A 16,216-nucleotide genomic window follows, 5' to 3' on the forward strand; every position below is an offset into this window, starting at 1 on the left:
TCCCGTGAGGTGGGGATTTAAGCGGACTGGGTCGCGAGAACGGGGACCAGGGGCTTGCGCTGCGGGCGGCTGGCAAGCCAGACACCGAAGATCGCCACGCCAACGCCCAGCACCTGGGACCAGTCCGGGATCCGACCGAACCCGGCCGCCACCACCAGCGCCGAAACCGGCACGAGGTTGAACAGAATCGAGGTTGCCGCCGGACCCCGCCGGGCGATGCCGATCTGCCAGAAAACAAAGGCCAGCACCGATCCGACCAGCGCCATGTGCAGGCTTACCAGCCAGAAGACGGGCGACGCGTCGGCCATCACCTGGAGCGGGTTTTCCAGGACGACGGCAATCCCCGCCAGGGCCGCCGTTCCGAACACCATCGTCCACACCGTCGTTTCCAGCGGAGCCGCGCCCTTCACCCACCGGCGACAGCCAATGGAATAAAGCGCCCAGGCGAGGCTTCCGCCCGCGATCAGAAGATCACCCGGGGCAAAGCGCGCCCCGGAAAAGGCGCCGACGGTCAGCGCCACGCCGACCAAGCTGATTCCCATGCCGGCCAACGCGAGCCCCGCCGGGCGCCGGCGGTTGAAGAGGGCTTCGAGCAGATTCGTTGTCAGGGGGCTGGTGCCCATGATCAGCGCGGCCGTAACCGGGCTGGAGGTCTTCATCCCAAGAAACAGCGCCGCGTTGAACCCCGCCACGCCGATCAGTCCCAGGAGGACGAAAGCCACGGCGTTGCGTCGCAAAACAGCGAAAGTGATGCCGCGCGTCGCCCAAAGCCACAGCAGCGCGGCACCGGCCGCGACCACGAACCGCAAGGCGGCGGCGGTCCAGGGGGGGGATTCGGCCAGCACGATCCGGGTTGCTTCGAAATTCGTTCCCCAGAACACGGCGGCAAGGGCGCTGAGCAGAAACGCTTGGGTGTGCAGGGTCGGGCGGCTGGTCGGGGAAAGGTCGGGCATCGGGTGATCCTCGGGTTGGGGTGCCCCGTCACTCTCTTCTTCCCGTGTGCGCTCGAATATGGAAAATAGAGGAAAGCCGTTTTCGGAATATGGAAAGCCATGCAGCCGAATTGGGATGATCTGCGCGTTTTCCTCGCCCTCGCCCGCGAGGGGAGTCTGACGGGCGCCGCCCGACGCTTGCGCGCGGGCGTGGCCACCGTGTCGCGGCGGATCGAACGCTTCGAGGCCGCGCTGGGCGTGCCGCTGTTTTTGCGTCATCAAAGCGGGTACAGCCTGACCGATCAGGGGGCGGCGCTTCTGCCCCGCGCCGAGGCCGCCGAAGAGGCGCTGGCCGGATTGCGACAGGAAGCGGGGGAGCAGGACCAGATTCGGGGCCATGTCCGTGTCGCGAGTATCGAAAGCCTGATCGCGCCGGTGCTGGTGCCCGCGCTGGCGCCGTTGATGGCGGCGCATCCCGGCCTTGATGTCGAGATCCTGTTCAGCACGCAGGCGGTGAATTTGCATCGCCACGACGCCGATCTGGCCTTGCGGATGGTGCCTCCGGACCATGGCCATCTTCGAGTCCGGCACCTGGTGGTGATGGGCTTCGGCCTCTACGGTCCACCCGATGGAGCGCGGCCGGCCCGCTATGTCTCGTGGCCCGAGCACGTCAGCCTGGGCACCGTTCTGGCGTGGTCACGAGCCTTCGCCGGGCCGGATGCGCCGCGTTTTGCCGTCAACACGCTTCAAGCGCAGGTGGAGGCCGTGCGCCAGGGGCTTGGTCTTTCCGTTCTGCCCCATTTCCTCGCCCGTTCGGCGGGCCTGACCCTGGTGGCCGCCCATCTCCCCGATGGCGGGAGGATGGAACGCTCCGTCTTCCTGGTGACCCATGCCGACCTTGCCGGCTCGCGCCGGGTTTTTGCCGTGGCCGAAGCCATCACCGAGGCCATCCTGGCCCGGCGAACCGAGTTCGGGCCCGCCTGAGAAGGGAACGGGAAGGGTTGGAGAGGACGCGGCAAGGGATCATGGGCCTGGGACTTCCTCCTCCCAGCGGCGCAGGCGGTCAAGCAGGCGCTGGCGGGCGGCGGGGAGGCCGAGGGGGCCGGAAAGGACATCCGGGCGGGCGAGGAAGTGGCCGGTGAGGTTTAGTGCGGCCACGATGTCGGCGGGGCCGGCGGGGATGCCGGCGGGGGGATCGTTGGTTTCGGGGCGCAGGAAGGCGGGCAGGGGAAGCAGGCGATCGCGCCAGGGGCCGGCCGCGGCGCGGCTGACGGCGCGGCCGCTGCGGGGCGACACATAGGCGAGATCATCGGGCGTGCCGGTCAGGGCGCAGGCGCCAAGGTCGAGGCCGAACCCCAGGTCTTCCAGCAGGTCGCGTTCCCAGCGGGCCACGGCCGCCGCCCAGGTCAGGCGGTCGCCGGGGGCGCCCAGGCTGGCGATCGCGGCGGCGAAGGCGTGGTACAGGGCGTCGTGGGGATCACGTTCGGGAAGGGCGCGCTCGGCCACGGCGCACAGGGAAACCAGGGCGGCCAGACGGTCGCGCTCGCCCAGGAGCAGGGGCGTCAGGGGGGAGGTGGCCTCGACCTGAAGGGTGCCCAGGTGGGTTTCCAGCCGCGCCCGCCAGAGTGCGCGCACTCCGGTGCCGGGCTGCACGGTGCCGCGCAGGGCGCGCCCCTGACCGCCGGGCACCAGGCCGGCATGGCGGCCGTGGGTGGCCGTGAACAAGGACAGCAAGACCGCGTGCTCGCCGTGCGGACGGGCCGACAGCACGATCCCGGTGTCCTCCCAGGCGATCACGGCAGCAGCAGCACCAGCCCCAGCACCAGGCACAAGGCGGCGGTGAAGACCAGGGCCGCCATGCCCCAGGCGGGCAGGCGCGCCCGCCAGCGGCTGCCCAGAAGGCCCACCGCGATCAGGGCGATCCACAGCAGGAAAATGGCGGTGGGGTCGATGTGCGCGCTGTCATGCATGGCGAGGCTCCGACGTTCTGTCGCGAGACAACGGGGCAGGAAAGGGGGCCCTCGCGCGCTTCAGCGCGTCCACGCCCCCTTCGGCGAAACGGTGGCAGGGTTACACGTTGTAGTCCAGCCCCCAGGCGGAATACTGCTCGCGGTCCTCCCACAGGCGTTCGTTGACCTTGACGTGCAAGAACAGGTGCACGGGGCGCTCCAGGATCTCCATCAGTTCGGCCCGGGCCGCCTGGCCCAGGGCCTTGATCCGCGCGCCACCCTGGCCCAGCACGATCGCCCGCTGGGTATCGCGTTCCACCAGGATGGTCTGCTCAATGCGCACGCTGCCGTCGGGGCGCTCCTGCCAGCTTTCCGTGACCACGGCCGCCGCGTAGGGCAGTTCCTCGTGCAACTGAAGGAACACCTTCTCGCGGGTGATCTCGGCCGCCAGCAGGCGCTGCGGCAGGTCGGATAGCTCGTCCTCGGGGAACATCCACGGGCCTTCGGGCACGCAGCCGGCGAGGTGGGTCAGCACGTCGGCGCAGCCGCTCCCCGACAGGGCGCTGATCATGAACACGCGCTCGAAGGGCATGATCTCGGCGAAGGCGGCGGCGCGTTCCAGCAGCAAGGGGCGCTCGATCGCGTCAACCTTGTTGAGGGCCAGCAAGCACGGCCGCCCGGTGTCGGGCAGGCGTTCCACAATGGCGCGCGCCGCGTCGTTCAGGCCCTTGCGGGCATCGACCACCAGCAAGATCCGGTCGGCCTCGGCGCCCCCTTCCCAGGCGGCGGCGACCATGGCGCGGTCAAAGCGCTTGCGGGGCGCGAAGATGCCCGGGGTATCGACCAGCACCACCTGGGCGTTGTCTTGCAAGGCCACGCCGCGCACGCGGGTGCGGGTGGTCTGGGCCTTGGGGCTGACGATCGTCACCTTGGCCCCGACCAACTGGTTGACCAGGGTGCTCTTGCCGGCGTTGGGGGGGCCAAGGACGGCAACGAAGCCGCAACGGGTGGGGGCTTCAGTCGGCGCGGGAGGCGTGGTCACGGGGCAACCTTTCAAGAAAAAGTCGGGCGGCGGTCTGTGCGGCCAGGCGTTTAGAAGGACCCGTGGCCGATTCCGAGCCATGGGACTGGACCGAAACCCGAACCGTGAAAACGGGCTTGTGGGGCGGTCCCTCGCGTCCCTCCTCCTCGTAGGCGGGCAGGGGCAGGCCCCGGGCCTGGGCCCATTCCTGCAAGACGGTCTTGGGGTCGCGGGGCGGCGTCGGGTCTTCCTCGACCAGGGCGGTCCAGTGGGCCAGGATCAGACGTCGCGCGGCTTTAAAGCCGCCGTCGCGGTAGATCGCGCCCACCACGGCTTCGCACACGTCGCACAGCAAGCTGGGGTTCGAGGGCGCGCCCAGTTCGATTTCGCTGCGCGCGACCCGCATGCGCGGGCCCAGTCCCAGGGTCTGGGCCACGCGGGCAACGGTATCCTGGCGGACCAGATGCGCATGACGCTGGGCCATGGCGCCTTCGTCCTCGTTGGGGAAGCGGGTGTACAGCAAGTCGGCCACGACAAGGCCGACCACCCGGTCGCCCAGGAATTCCAGCCGTTCGTAGGAGGGCTGTCCCTCGCGCGAGCGGTGGGTGAGGGCGCGTTCCAGCAGGCTTATGTTGGTGAAGCGGTAGCCCAGGGTTTCTTCTAGGGCCACCAGATCGGGATTTTTACGGGGGGAAGAGGTCACTTAGTGAATCGCCGTGAAGAAACGGTCCCAGCGGATGGCCTGCGGCCATTTCCAGGGCTCCCACAGGGCCGCGGAACCGTCATGGGAGAAGAACAGGAACTCGGCGCGTCCCACCAGGTTTTCGGCCGGCACGAAGCCCACCGAAACCCGGCTGTCCTGGCTGCTGTCCCGATTGTCGCCCATCATGAAATAGTGACCCTCGGGCACCAGGAACACGCGGGTGTTGTCCAGGAAATAGGTGTCGCCGTGAATCTCAAGAATGGGGTGCGACACGCCATTGGGCAAGGTTTCCCGGTACCGGGTTTCGCGCAGCACGCTGCCCGAGGCCGGATCGCGCAGCACGTAATCCTCGATGCGCTCGCGCTGAACGGGTTCGCCGTTGATGTGCAAGATCCCGTCGATCATCTGAACGCGATCGCCGGGCAGGCCGACAATGCGCTTGATGAAATCGACGCTGGTATCCTGGGGCTCCTTGAACACCACCACGTCGCCCCGCTGGGGCGCGGTCCCCATGACCCGGCCCTCGAAGGGCATCAGCCCAAAGGGGAACGAGAAGCGGGAATAGCCATACGAGAATTTCGACACGAACAAATAATCGCCCACAAGGAGGGTGGGGATCATCGATCCGGAAGGAATGCGAAACGGCTCATAGGCAAAAGTGCGAATCAAGATGGCAATCAGAAAGGCATAGGCGACCGTGCGAATGGTCTCTCCCAGGCCGCCCCCTTTTTTTTTGGTCATGAACGGGCTCTCGTCAACGCTGAAACGAAGGAAGATGCGTGGGGGCCCGGGCTTCAAGAACCCGCGCTAGTCCGCCGATCAAGCCCCGCCCCGCGCGCCTTGTCAAGGCAAGGCGCGGAAAGGAAGGGGCGTGACCGGGAAAGAGGCCGGGAACGAGGCAATCAGCAAGGCGCGGTGGCGCGGGCCTGCGCCATGAGGGCACGCATGTGTCCCACCGCCTGGGCCAGCCCCCCGAACAGGGCCTCGCCAATCAGGAAGTGCCCGATGTTCAGTTCCACGATGGGGGCGAGAGCCGCCACGGGGGCGACGGTGTCGTAGGCGAGGCCGTGGCCGGCGTGGCATTCCAGCCCCAGGGCCTGGGCGTGGAAGGCCGCCGTGGACAGGCGGGTGAACTCGGCCTCGCGCGCCGGGCCGGGCACGGCATCGCAATAGGCCCCCGTGTGCAGCTCCACCACCGGCGCCCCCAGGGCGTGGGCCGCGTCCAGCGCGCGCACGTCGGGTTCGATGAACAACGAAACCCGGATTCCGGCCTCGCCCAGGGCCTGGATCACCGGACGCAGGGACTCCTGGGCGGCGCCTTGAACGTTCAGGCCGCCCTCGGTCGTGCGCTCCTCGCGTTTTTCCGGAACCAGGCACACGGCGTGCGGTCTGATCTTCAGGGCAATGCCCACCATTTCGGGGGTGGCCGCCATTTCCATGTTCAAGGGCAGCGGCACGTCGTGGCGCAGGCGCTCGATGTCGCGATCCACGATGTGGCGGCGGTCTTCGCGCAGGTGGGCGGTGATGCCGTCGGCGCCGGCCTCGGCGGCCAGCAGGGCCGCGGCCACCGGATCGGGATGCTGGCCTCCGCGGGCGTTGCGCACCGTGGCGACGTGATCAATGTTGACGCCAAGCCGAAGCTGTCGGGTCATGGAGGGAATCCTTGCAAGAAGCGAATGCGTCGGAAAGGCGGAGCCCGACCGTCCCCATCTCGGTGGACGGCCGGTTCGCCAAGGCGCCCCCGCCCGCTTTTCCAGCGAACGGGGGCCTTGATCGTAAGGGGAAGTGAGGGCCGAAAAAGGGCGTGGATCTTCCCGATCCGCCCTTCGTGATCGAGGGACGCCGGCGCCCGGTTCAGGGCGTCATCGGATCCGACAGAGGGGGCAGCAGGGGGGGGGCGCGCCGGCGGCCGCGCCGGGAAGCCTGCGCCGCCGCCACCAGGCGCCGGGCGGGGAAATAGGCGATCAGGCCGGCCACAAGCCCCAGGGGCACTGAGCCAATCACCATCGGCACCAGCACCGGCAGCACGTCCTTGGCCAGCATGGCACCGTCAAGGGTGGAAACGGCGGTGCTCAGATCGGCGAACAGGTGGTGGAAATCGGCCGGCGGCGCGCCCAGGCTGTTTCCGGTGATCCAGGTTCCGACCTCGAACGAGGCCAGCCACAAGAAGGGAAAGGTCCACGGATTGCCGACCAGGGTCCCCAGTGCCGAGGCGATCAGGTTGCCGCGCAAAATCAGGGCCATCAGGGCCGCCAGCAGGAAATGCAGCCCCAGCAGGGGCGAGAACGCGCCCGCCACCCCGCAGGCAAAGCCGACCGCGATGGAGCGCGGCGTGCCGGGCAGGCGGGCGATGCGGTGCCCCAGATAGCGCGAGGCCCGGCGCCAGCCCATGCTCGGCAGGAAGGTTTCGCGGATTCGTTGCATCCGGGTCAGTTTGTTTCGTCTTTGAAACATCGCTTTAGTGCCTCGCCCGTTCAACGAAGTTAATGGAAGGCGTCGCGCGTAGCGCGGCGATGATGTTGGTAAGGTGGCGCAGGTCCTGCACTTCCACATCCACGATCACGTCGCAGAAATCCTGCTGGCGGCTGGTGGTCTTCAGGTTGGTGACGTTGCCCTTGTTCTTGGCGATGACCGTGGTCATCGTGGCAACACTGCCCGGCTCATTGGTCATGACCACGGTCATGCGCCCGATATGGAGCTGACCGTTGTCCTCGTTTTCCCAGGCCAGATCCAGCCAGCGCTCGGGCTCGTCGTTGAACTGTTCCAGCTGCTCGCAGTCAATGGTGTGGATGGTGATGCCCTTGCCGGTGGTCACGATGCCCACGATACGATCGCCGGGCAGGGGGTGGCAGCAGCGGGCGAAATGGGTGGCCATGCCGGGAATCATGCCCCGGATGCTCACGCGTTCGCCGTTCTCGGCGCGCTTGCGCGGCCGGTTGGGGGCCACGACTCCGGCCAGGCGCGGCAGGACCTTGAGCCCCGGGTAAACGGTCTGCAGCACCTCGCGGGCCGGGATCACGCCCTCGCCGACGGCGGCGATCAGGTCCTCGACCGCCGGCTGGCGCAAGATCTTCAAAACGCCTTCCAGCGCCTTGTCCGACAAGGTGTAGCCTTCGGTCCGGAAGGTGCGTTCCAGCAGCTGGCGCCCGAGTGCCAGGTATTCATCGCGCCGGCGCAAGCGCACGTACTTGCGGATGCGCGCGCGGGCCTTGCCGGTAACGGCGAAGCGTTCCCACTCCGGGCTGGGGGTCTGGGCCTTGCTGGTGGCGATTTCCACCTGATCGCCGTTGCGCAGCACCTGGCGAAGCGGAACCAGGCGGCCGTTGACCTTGGCCGACACGCAGCGGTCGCCGATTTCGGTGTGGACGGCATAGGCGAAGTCCACCGGCGTGGCGCCGCTGGGCAGCGAGATCAATTCCCCCTTGGGGGTGAAGCAGAACACCTGATCCGAGAACATCTCCAGCTTGGTGTGTTCCAGGAACTCCTCGGGGCTGGCGGCGTGTTCCAGGATTTCCAGCAGTTCCCGGATCCAGCGGTATTGCCGCCCGTCCATGACCGGGCTGCCCTGCTTGTAGGACCAGTGCGCGGCCACGCCCAGTTCGGCCACCTCGTGCATCTCGCGGGTGCGGATCTGCACCTCGATGCGCAGCCGCTCGGGCCCGATCACCGCCGTGTGGATCGACTGGTAGCCGTTGCGCTTGGGGGTGGAGATGTAATCCTTGAAGCGGTCGGGGATCATGGGGTAGCTGGCGTGGATGACGCCAAGCGCCCGATAGCATTCCTCAAGATCTTCCACGAGGACGCGAAACGCAAGGATGTCGGTCAGCTGCTCCATGCTGATATTCTTGCGCCCCATCTTGACCCAGATGGAATAGGGCGTTTTTTCCCGACCGGTGACGTCCGCCTCAAGCCCGTTTTCCTTCAAGACATCGTGCAACTGCGCGATGACCTTGGGGACCACGGTTTCATCTTGCTTGCGCAGGAAGGCCAGGCGGGTTTCGATCGCCGCCTTGGCATCGGGATGGAGTTCCTGGAACGCCAGATCCTCCAGCTCGGCCTTGATCGCCGCCATGCCGATGCGCTCGGCCAGGGGCGCGTAGATCTCGATGGTTTCCGAGGCAATGCGGTGACGCTTCTCCGGGTTGCGGATGAAGTGCAGCGTGCGCATGTTGTGCAGGCGGTCGGCGAGCTTGACCATCAAGACGCGGATGTCCTGGCTCATGGCCAGGAGGAGCTTGCGGAAATTCTCCGCCTGCTTGGCGTGGTCCGAGGTGATTTGCAGCCGGTTCAGCTTGGTGACGCCATCGACCAGGCGCGCCACCTCGGGCCCGAACAAGGTCCGGATATCATCAAGGGTTGCCGCCGTGTCCTCGACCGTGTCGTGGAGCAAGGCGGTGATGATCGAGGAGGTATCCAGCTTGTACTGGGTCAGGATGCCCGCCACGTCGAGCGGGTGCGAAAAATAGGGGTCGCCCGATGCGCGCATCTGCGACCCGTGCATTTTCATGGCGTACACATACGCCCGGTTCAGCGCGTCCTCGTCCGCGTTGGGATCGTAGGCCTTGACCCGCTCCACCAGTTCGAACTGGCGCATCATGGTCGGGCCCTCCTTTCTCCTCCGTGCGGCCGTCAGTCCTCGTCCCCTTCGGGACCGTCCTCCAGGCCCAGGGCATCAAGACCGGCCTCCAGATCGTCGTCGGAGGCTTCCTGAATGCTCAGGCCGTCGGCCAGCAGTTCCTCGGAGAGATCGGCGGAGCCATTATCGCGGGCGAATTCGCGCTCCATGCTCAGGGCGTCGAATTCGTCGTCCTCGGGCTCGTCGATTTCTACGTGCTTTTGCAGGCTCTGGATCAGGTTTTCCTTCAGCAGCGAAAGATCGACGTTTTCGCTGGCGACCTCGCGCAAGGCAACGACCGGATTTTTGTCGTTGTCGCGATCAAGGGTCAGGGGGGCACCGGCCGAAATCTGGCGGCCGCGCTGGGCGGCGATGAGAACCAGCTCGAAGCGGTTGGGGATCTTAAGGATGCAATCCTCGACGGTAACGCGGGCCATTCACCCCTCCGATCAAACTTCAAGTATGAACCAACGTAACGGGCGCGTCATGGCCCGATTGTCGTGCCGTACACCCTTGCGGTCCGCAACCATGGCAGGACCCTTCCGCCGTGTCGCGGTCAAAAGGATGGCTTGATGACGCAGCCGACGGTGCCCGGGACGACGGGGGCGTGGTGGCGGGTCTTCAACGAGAGACAGCCTCCTCCCCCGGTCACCACGAGGCCACCGGTAAACCGCATTTCATAGAGGGATCGCGCGGCGTTGGCAACAAATTCCATGCCTAGTCCGTGATTTTCCGACTCTCGGAAGACCAGGGATCCCCGGGCAGGCGTCGCACGATCTGGGCCGGGTCCAGAGTGGCCATCAAGGCGTCGAGATCAAGACCGCTGACGGGGTGGCGCCACGACACGGCGATATCGCGCAAGGGATATAGTACAAACGCCCGTTCGTGGAGGCGCGGGTGGGGCAGCACCGGGGCCCCCTGATCGAGAACGAGGCCGTTGTAATCCAGGAGATCAAGGTCCAGCGACCGCGCGGCGTTGGGAACCGTGCGCGCGCGTCCGAAGCGGGCCTCGATGGCGTGCAGCAGGGCCAGCAGGGCCCCGGGATCCAGGCTGGTCTCGACGCGGGCGACACCATTGAGGTAATCGGGCTGGTCCGAGGCGGGAACGGGGGTCGAGGCATACCAGGGCGAGCACGCGCGCACCTTCGCGCCGGCTTCCTCCAGGGCCGTCAGGGACGCGGCCAGCGTCTGGCGCGGGGAGCCCGCCGGGCCGGGAAGGTTGGCCCCAAGGGCGATGAAAATCATGGAGTTCCTCCCATCGGATGCTTGCGCCTCTCGTCGGTAACGCTTACGAATGACAAGGGATTCGGTGTTCGCATTGTCGATTGCTCCTTTTTGCCAACTCCGGTTTCCTTTTTGCTATCCCCAAACCCGATAATGCAAAATCGTTTTAGCGAGGGTTCCATGATCTTTTATCCGCAAGAGCGTATCGGGCTCTTCATCGATGGTTCCAACCTTTACGCCGCCGCCCGTGCCCTGGGCTTTGATATCGATTACAAAAAGCTGCTTGAGCTGTTCGCCGCCAAGGGGCGGCTGATCCGGGCCTTTTACTATACCGCGCTGGTGGAGGATCAGGAATACAGCCCGATTCGCCCCCTGGTCGATTGGCTGGATTACAATGGCTATACCATGGTGACCAAGCCGACCAAGGAGTTCACCGACGCCACCGGGCGGCGCAAGATCAAGGGCAACATGGACATCGAACTGGCCATCGATGTCATGGAAATGGCCCCGTGCCTGGATCATATCGTTTTGTTTTCCGGCGACGGGGACTTCCGCCGCCTGGTCGAGGCGGTGCAGCGCAAGGGCCTGCGCGTGACCGTGGTCAGCACCGTGCGCTCCCAGCCGCCGATGGTGGCCGATGAGCTGCGCCGTCAGGCCGATAGTTTCGTCGAACTGCAGGACCTGGAGCCTTCCATCGCCCGCGCGCCCCTGCACCGTGACGACTCGCGCAACGACACCCGCGCCGAGGCCCGGGCCACCACCGTGCTTCAGGACGATGACGACGACATCGACGATGTGCCCTGAGGCTGCCCGCCCCCCGGTTCCGGGGCGGGAGTGCGCCTTGTGTCCCCGGCTGGTGACCTTGCGCCAGACCTTGCGGGCCAGCGTGCCCGAGGGACACAACGCGCCGGTTCCGGCCTTCGGGCCCCTTTCCGCTTCGCTCCTGGTGGTGGGCCTGGCGCCCGGGGCCCGGGGGGCCAACCATACCGGACGGCCCTTCACCGGCGATTTCGCCGGGGTGCTGCTTTACGCCACCCTGGCCGAGATGGGGCGCGTGCACGGCTCCTACCGGGAGCGGGCGGACGACGGCTTGCAGGCCCGGGACGTGCGCATCACGAATGCCGTGCGCTGCGTGCCCCCCGAGAACAAACCCACGCCAGCCGAACAGGCGGCGTGTCGTCCTTTCCTGGTGGCCGAAATGGCGGCCATGCCCGGCCTGCGGGGCATTCTCGCCTTGGGCCGGGTGGCCCACGAAGCCGTGCTGCGGGCGCGAAACGTGCCCTTGAGGGCTTATCCTTTTGCCCACGGCGCCCTTCACGCGCTGCCGGGGGGGATTGTGCTGGGCGATTCGTATCACTGCTCGCGTTACAATCAGAACACACGCCGTTTGACGCCGGACTCGTTTCGCGGCGCCGTTGCCTCCCTGATTCAGGCCATGGACGCGGCATGAAGCGGCATGGCCGGTGAATGCCGGGTGTTTTCTTGCATTCCTTTCTTGCCAGGGGCGGGCATTGGGGGCTCGCTCCCTCAAAAACAAGACTTGATCTAAAGTGGAGTTAAAGTCTTCACTGGTCAGCAGACGTTGAACCAGACGGACGGGGGCAATCCCATGTGGTCAGGCGGCGGACAGGGTAGTGTGCAGCATCTCGCGCGGTTGATGGTGGACCTTTATGGGGAGGACGCCAGTGGGCAGGCCATCGTGGTGGCCGCCTCGTGCGCCCAAGCCGGGGATGCCCGTCTGGCCGCCTTGTGGCGTGACGTGGGCGGGCAGGTCGACGCCCTGAGCGCCATCTCCGTGGAGTCGGATTTTTAGAGTTTGTCGGATTGTACCTGAAGCTGATTGATTGATCGCCTTTTCGACCCCCTGAAACAGGGCCCATTCCGGCCCGGAACGCTCTGACTTTTTTCCCGCCCGGCTTATCCGCGAGGTGGCCTTTTTTCGGGGTGTGCCCTGGAAAACGCGGCCCGGGTCCTCCGCCTGGTCGGGCGGACGGCGGAACAAGGGTCCGGCGCTTCAGAAAATGTTCACGAGTTGGCCCCCACAATACGCGCTGTGCTTATTCATGGAAGGGGAGCCGCACGCCATCATGACCCTGGATCAAAGCAATTCGGCCGCCGTGATCCGCAAGGCGCTTGTCCGGCTTGGGCGCACCAGGCCGCAAGGGCAAGGGTGCGACGCGGCGGCGGTTCGCCAGCATCACCGCGTGCTGTGTGTTCTGCGAGCCCTGCGCCCCGATCTGAGCTTGCGTCAGGTCGAGGCCTTGCTGGTCGAGGGCGCCGACGGCATGGTGCCCCACGCCTGACCCGGGCGTTTTCCCGCCAGCCGAGAGACCATCAAAAAACGCCCTTTTTTCGGAACGAACCGGAAAAAGGGCGTTTGACTGTCGAGGCTCCCAAGGCTCGGGAGCTTTTTCCGGGAGAAGGAAGCGGGGGCCTGTTTCGCGAAGCCCCGCGCCTCCCCTTTGTTCCCAAGGTCGGGGATCAGCCTCCCAGCAGCCGGCTTTTGAGGATGTCGTTGACCAGGCCCGGGTTGGCCTTGCCGCCGGTTGCCTTCATCACCTGACCCACGAACCAGCCCAGCAGCTTTTCCTTGCCGCCCCGGACCTCGTCCGCCTTGCCCGGGTTGGCGGCGATCACCGCGTCGATCGCCGCTTCGATGGCTCCCGTGTCAGTGACCTGACGCAGGCCCCGTTCCTCGACAATCGCTTCCGGATCGCCGCCGGTGCCGATCATCACGTCGAACACATCCTTGGCGATGCGCCCGTTGATGACGTCCGAGGCCATCAGGTCAAGGAGCTTGCCCAGGGCCGCGGCCGAAACCGGGCTGTCGGCCACCGAATGGCCGGCCTTGGCCAGCGCGCCGAACAGGTTGTTGATCACCCAGTTGGCGGCGGTCTTCCCGTCGCGGCCCTGGGCCACCGCTTCGAAATAATCGGCGCTTTCCCGATCGACCACCAGCACGCTGGCGTCGTAGGGCGTGAGGCCATAATCGGTGATGAACCGCTCCTTCTTGTCGTCGGGCAGTTCCGGCAACGACTGGCGCACCCGATCAACGAAATCCTCGTCGAACTCCAGGGGCAGCAGATCGGGGTCGGGGAAGTAGCGGTAGTCGTGGGCATGCTCCTTCGAGCGCATCGACCGGGTTTCCCCCTTCGACGGATCGAACAGCCGGGTCTCCTGCTTGACCTCGGCGCCGCTTTCCCACACCTGCACCTGGCGGCTGGCTTCCGCCTCGATGGCCTGCATGACGAAGCGCACCGAGTTCACGTTCTTGACTTCGCAGCGGGTGCGAAGCTCGGTTTCGCCCTCGGGGCGCACCGACACGTTGACGTCGCAGCGCATGGAGCCTTCCTCCATGTTGCCGTCGCACGTGCCGATATAGCGCAGGATCGAGCGCAGCTTGCGCAGGTAGGCGCCCGCTTCCTCGGGCTCGCGCATGTCGGGGCGCGAGACGATTTCCATCAACGCGACGCCGGCCCGGTTGAGGTCGATCAGGCTGCGGGTCGGGTGCTGGTCGTGCATCGACTTGCCGGCATCTTGTTCAAGATGCAAGCGCTCGATGCCCACGGTGCGCGACGAGCCGTCGGGCATGTCCAGCACCAGCTTGCCCTCGCCCACGATCGGCTGTTCGTACTGGCTGATCTGGTAGCCCTGGGGCAGGTCGGCGTAAAAGTAGTTCTTGCGCGCGAAGATCGAGCGATGATTGATCTTGGCTCGCAAGGCCAGACCGGTGCGCACCGCCTGTTCAACGCACACGCCGTTGATCACCGGCAGCATGCCGGGGAGGGCGGCATCAACCAGCGAAACCTGGGTGTTGGGCTCGGCGCCAAAGGTCGTCGAGGCACCGGAGAACAGCTTGGATGCGCTGATGACCTGGGCGTGGACCTCCAGGCCGATCACCACTTCCCAAGATCCGGTTTCCCCCTGAATGCGATAGGTCATGGCCTCAGGCCTCCCCCGTGTCGGTCAAGAAGGCCGGGCGATGGGTGAAGGCGGCGGCCCGCTCCAGCACCAGCCCGGCGTTGAGCACCGTTTCCTCGTCGAAATGCCGCCCGATCAGTTGCAGGCCGATGGGCAGGCCCTTGGACGACAGACCAACGGGGATCGACAGGCCAGGCAGGCCGGCCAGGGAGGTGGGCACCGTGAACACGTCGTTCAGGTACATGGTGATGGGATCGTCGATGGTCTCGTTCAGGCCGAAGGCCGCCGTGGGGGTGGTGGGGGTGAGCAGCACGTCCACGTCGCGGAAGGCCTGGCGGAAGTCGTCGGCGATGCGCGCGCGCACCCGCTGTGCCTTCAGGTAATAGGCATCGTAGTAGCCGGCCGACAGGGCATAGGTGCCGATCAGGATGCGCCGGCGCACCTCGGAGCCGAACCCGGCGGCCCGGGTCTTGCAATACATCTCGTCGAGGGAAGCGCCCTCGACGCGCAGGCCGTAGCGCACGCCATCATAGCGCGCGAGGTTCGACGACGCCTCGGCCGGGGCCACGATGTAATAGGTGGCCAGGGCATACCGGGTGTGCGGCAGGCTGACTTCAACCACCTCGGCGCCGGCGTCGCGCAGCATCTGGGCCCCCTTGTCCCACAAGGCCGCCATTTCGGGGTCCAGCCCGTCGGGGCGGTACTCCCGGGGCAGGCCCACGCGCAGGCCCCGGATATCGCCGGTCAGGGCCGCTTCGTAGTTGGGAACCTCGACGGGGGCGCTGGTGCTGTCGCGGGGGTCGTGGCCGGCCATGGCGCGCAGCATCACCGCCGCGTCGTGCACGGTGCGGGTCATGGGGCCCGCCTGGTCGAGCGAGCTCGCGAACGCGACGATGCCCCAGCGCGAGCAGCGGCCGTAGGTGGGCTTCAGGCCGACAATGCCGCAAAACGCCGCCGGCTGGCGGATCGAGCCGCCGGTGTCGGTGCCGGTGGCGCCCAGGACCAGACGCGCGGACACCGCCGACGCCGATCCACCGGACGAACCGCCGGGCACCAGGGCTTCGTCGTCGCCGGCGCGCCGCCACGGGTTGAGGCAAGGACCGGCCGCGCTGGTCTTGTTGGACGAGCCCATGGCGAACTCATCCAGGTTGGTCTTGCCCAGCATCACCGCGCCCGCCTGGAACAGCTTGTCGGTCACGGTGCTTTCGTAGGGGGGAATGAATCCCTTCAGGATGCGCGAGGCGGCGGTGGTTTCCACCCCTTCGGTGCAAAACAGGTCCTTGATGCCCAGCGGAATGCCTTCGAGCGGGCCATGGGTCCGGTCGCGCAGGCGCTTTTCGGCGCGCTCGGCCTGGGCGAGGGCCAGATCGGGCGTCTTGGTGATGAAGGCGTTGAGCGCGTCGGCCTTCTCCAGGCGGTCAAGGTGCGCCTGAACCAGCTCGGTGGGCGAGAACGTGCCCTGTTCAAGGCCGGAACGGGCCTGGACAAGGGTCAGGTCGGTCAGGTCGGCGGGCAGGGAGGATGTCGATTCCATGTCTGTCTTCTCTCACTCCACCACCTTGGGCACCACGTAGCAGCCGTCGAGCTGCTCGGGTGCGTTGGCCAGGACCCGCGCGGGATAACCGCCATCGGTGATGACGTCCTCGCGCCACGCGAGGGCCAGATCGGCCACGCAGGTCATGGGAGCCACGTCCTGGGTGTCCACTTCGCCCAACTGCTCGATCCAGGTGAGAATGCCGGACAGCTCTCCGGCCAGGGCCTCTTGCTGATCCTGGGGCACGTCCAGGCGGGCCAGGAAGGCAATGTTGGCAACGGTGGTTTTGTCCAACGCCATGGGATAAAAAACTCCGT

20 protein-coding genes are annotated in these 16,216 nt (G+C 66.5%); 5 read left to right on the forward strand and 15 right to left on the reverse strand.

Annotation, left to right across the window (positions count from 1 at the left end):
• Positions 1 to 17 precede the first annotated feature (17 nt).
• A complete protein-coding gene (locus ROR02_RS06300; RefSeq protein ID WP_147163167.1) occupies positions 18 to 953 on the reverse strand; it encodes a DMT family transporter in 936 nt (311 codons plus the stop codon).
• A 99-nt stretch (positions 954 to 1,052) separates the two neighbouring features.
• On the opposite strand from ROR02_RS06300, the gene ROR02_RS06305 reads away from it, so the two are divergent.
• A complete protein-coding gene (locus tag ROR02_RS06305) occupies positions 1,053 to 1,916 on the forward strand; it encodes a LysR family transcriptional regulator (RefSeq protein WP_147163168.1) in 864 nt (287 codons plus the stop codon).
• Between the two features lie 39 nt (positions 1,917 to 1,955).
• On the opposite strand, the gene recO is transcribed toward ROR02_RS06305, so the two are convergent.
• The 11 genes from recO to folK form a co-directional block, all read right to left on the reverse strand.
• Positions 1,956 to 2,729, reverse strand: coding sequence for a DNA repair protein RecO (gene recO / locus ROR02_RS06310; protein ID WP_147163169.1), 774 nt, complete (start codon positions 2,727 to 2,729; stop codon positions 1,956 to 1,958).
• On the reverse strand, positions 2,726 to 2,902 hold the full coding sequence (locus ROR02_RS16570) for a hypothetical protein (protein WP_170244992.1): 177 nt from the start codon (positions 2,900 to 2,902) through the stop codon (positions 2,726 to 2,728). The genes recO and ROR02_RS16570 overlap by 4 nt, the downstream gene beginning before the upstream one ends.
• A 100-nt stretch (positions 2,903 to 3,002) precedes the next feature.
• On the reverse strand, positions 3,003 to 3,923 hold the full coding sequence (era, locus tag ROR02_RS06315) for a GTPase Era (protein WP_246135430.1): 921 nt from the start codon (positions 3,921 to 3,923) through the stop codon (positions 3,003 to 3,005).
• Positions 3,898 to 4,605, reverse strand: a complete 708-nt coding sequence (gene rnc / locus ROR02_RS06320; RefSeq protein ID WP_147163171.1) for a ribonuclease III — start codon at positions 4,603 to 4,605, stop codon at positions 3,898 to 3,900. Before rnc ends, era begins: the two co-directional genes overlap by 26 nt.
• Positions 4,606 to 5,346 carry a signal peptidase I gene (gene lepB / locus ROR02_RS06325; protein ID WP_147163172.1) on the reverse strand — a complete coding sequence of 247 codons (741 nt, stop codon included), beginning with the start codon at positions 5,344 to 5,346 and terminating at the stop codon, positions 4,606 to 4,608.
• A 161-nt stretch (positions 5,347 to 5,507) separates the two neighbouring features.
• A complete protein-coding gene (locus tag ROR02_RS06330) occupies positions 5,508 to 6,257 on the reverse strand; it encodes a pyridoxine 5'-phosphate synthase (protein ID WP_147163173.1) in 750 nt (249 codons plus the stop codon).
• Positions 6,258 to 6,459: 202 nt separating this feature from the next.
• Entirely contained in the window at positions 6,460 to 7,029 is a 570-nt protein-coding gene (locus ROR02_RS06335) for a DUF2062 domain-containing protein (protein WP_170244993.1), read from the reverse strand.
• Positions 7,030 to 7,063: 34 nt separating this feature from the next.
• On the reverse strand, positions 7,064 to 9,202 hold the full coding sequence (locus ROR02_RS06340) for a RelA/SpoT family protein (protein ID WP_147163175.1): 2,139 nt from the start codon (positions 9,200 to 9,202) through the stop codon (positions 7,064 to 7,066).
• 32 nt (positions 9,203 to 9,234) lie between these two features.
• Positions 9,235 to 9,657, reverse strand: coding sequence for a DNA-directed RNA polymerase subunit omega (gene rpoZ / locus ROR02_RS06345; protein WP_147163176.1), 423 nt, complete (start codon positions 9,655 to 9,657; stop codon positions 9,235 to 9,237).
• Positions 9,658 to 9,776: 119 nt separating this feature from the next.
• Positions 9,777 to 9,935, reverse strand: a complete 159-nt coding sequence (locus ROR02_RS16575) for a hypothetical protein (protein WP_170244994.1) — start codon at positions 9,933 to 9,935, stop codon at positions 9,777 to 9,779.
• A 2-nt stretch (positions 9,936 to 9,937) separates the two neighbouring features.
• Positions 9,938 to 10,465, reverse strand: coding sequence for a 2-amino-4-hydroxy-6-hydroxymethyldihydropteridine diphosphokinase (gene folK / locus ROR02_RS06350; protein ID WP_147163177.1), 528 nt, complete (start codon positions 10,463 to 10,465; stop codon positions 9,938 to 9,940).
• A 159-nt stretch (positions 10,466 to 10,624) separates the two neighbouring features.
• Here folK and ROR02_RS06355 point away from each other — a divergent pair, with 159 nt between their 5' ends.
• The 4 genes from ROR02_RS06355 (at position 10,625) to ROR02_RS06370 (ending at position 12,747) form a co-directional block, all read left to right on the forward strand.
• Positions 10,625 to 11,248 carry a LabA-like NYN domain-containing protein gene (locus tag ROR02_RS06355; RefSeq protein ID WP_147163178.1) on the forward strand — a complete coding sequence of 208 codons (624 nt, stop codon included), beginning with the start codon at positions 10,625 to 10,627 and terminating at the stop codon, positions 11,246 to 11,248.
• Positions 11,238 to 11,894: a uracil-DNA glycosylase gene (locus tag ROR02_RS06360; protein WP_147163179.1), complete on the forward strand. Its 657-nt coding sequence runs from the start codon at positions 11,238 to 11,240 to the stop codon at positions 11,892 to 11,894. Before ROR02_RS06355 ends, ROR02_RS06360 begins: the two co-directional genes overlap by 11 nt.
• A gap of 159 nt (positions 11,895 to 12,053) precedes the next feature.
• Complete coding sequence (locus ROR02_RS06365) at positions 12,054 to 12,257, forward strand: hypothetical protein (protein ID WP_147163180.1); 204 nt, start codon at positions 12,054 to 12,056, stop codon at positions 12,255 to 12,257.
• 274 nt (positions 12,258 to 12,531) lie between these two features.
• Entirely contained in the window at positions 12,532 to 12,747 is a 216-nt protein-coding gene (locus ROR02_RS06370) for a hypothetical protein (protein WP_147163181.1), read from the forward strand.
• A 178-nt stretch (positions 12,748 to 12,925) separates the two neighbouring features.
• On the opposite strand, the gene gatB is transcribed toward ROR02_RS06370, so the two are convergent.
• Genes gatB through gatC form a run of 3 tightly spaced genes read right to left on the reverse strand, consistent with a single transcriptional unit; the run spans position 12,926 to position 16,199 of the window.
• A complete protein-coding gene (gene gatB / locus ROR02_RS06375; protein WP_147163182.1) occupies positions 12,926 to 14,386 on the reverse strand; it encodes an Asp-tRNA(Asn)/Glu-tRNA(Gln) amidotransferase subunit GatB in 1,461 nt (486 codons plus the stop codon).
• A gap of 4 nt (positions 14,387 to 14,390) precedes the next feature.
• On the reverse strand, positions 14,391 to 15,899 hold the full coding sequence (gatA, locus tag ROR02_RS06380) for an Asp-tRNA(Asn)/Glu-tRNA(Gln) amidotransferase subunit GatA (RefSeq protein WP_147163183.1): 1,509 nt from the start codon (positions 15,897 to 15,899) through the stop codon (positions 14,391 to 14,393).
• Between the two features lie 12 nt (positions 15,900 to 15,911).
• Entirely contained in the window at positions 15,912 to 16,199 is a 288-nt protein-coding gene (gene gatC, locus ROR02_RS06385; protein WP_147163184.1) for an Asp-tRNA(Asn)/Glu-tRNA(Gln) amidotransferase subunit GatC, read from the reverse strand.
• Positions 16,200 to 16,216: the final 17 nt, after the last annotated feature.

This window comes from Pararhodospirillum oryzae, assembly GCF_007992075.1.
GTDB classification, from domain to species: Bacteria; Pseudomonadota; Alphaproteobacteria; order Rhodospirillales; family Rhodospirillaceae; genus Pararhodospirillum; species Pararhodospirillum oryzae.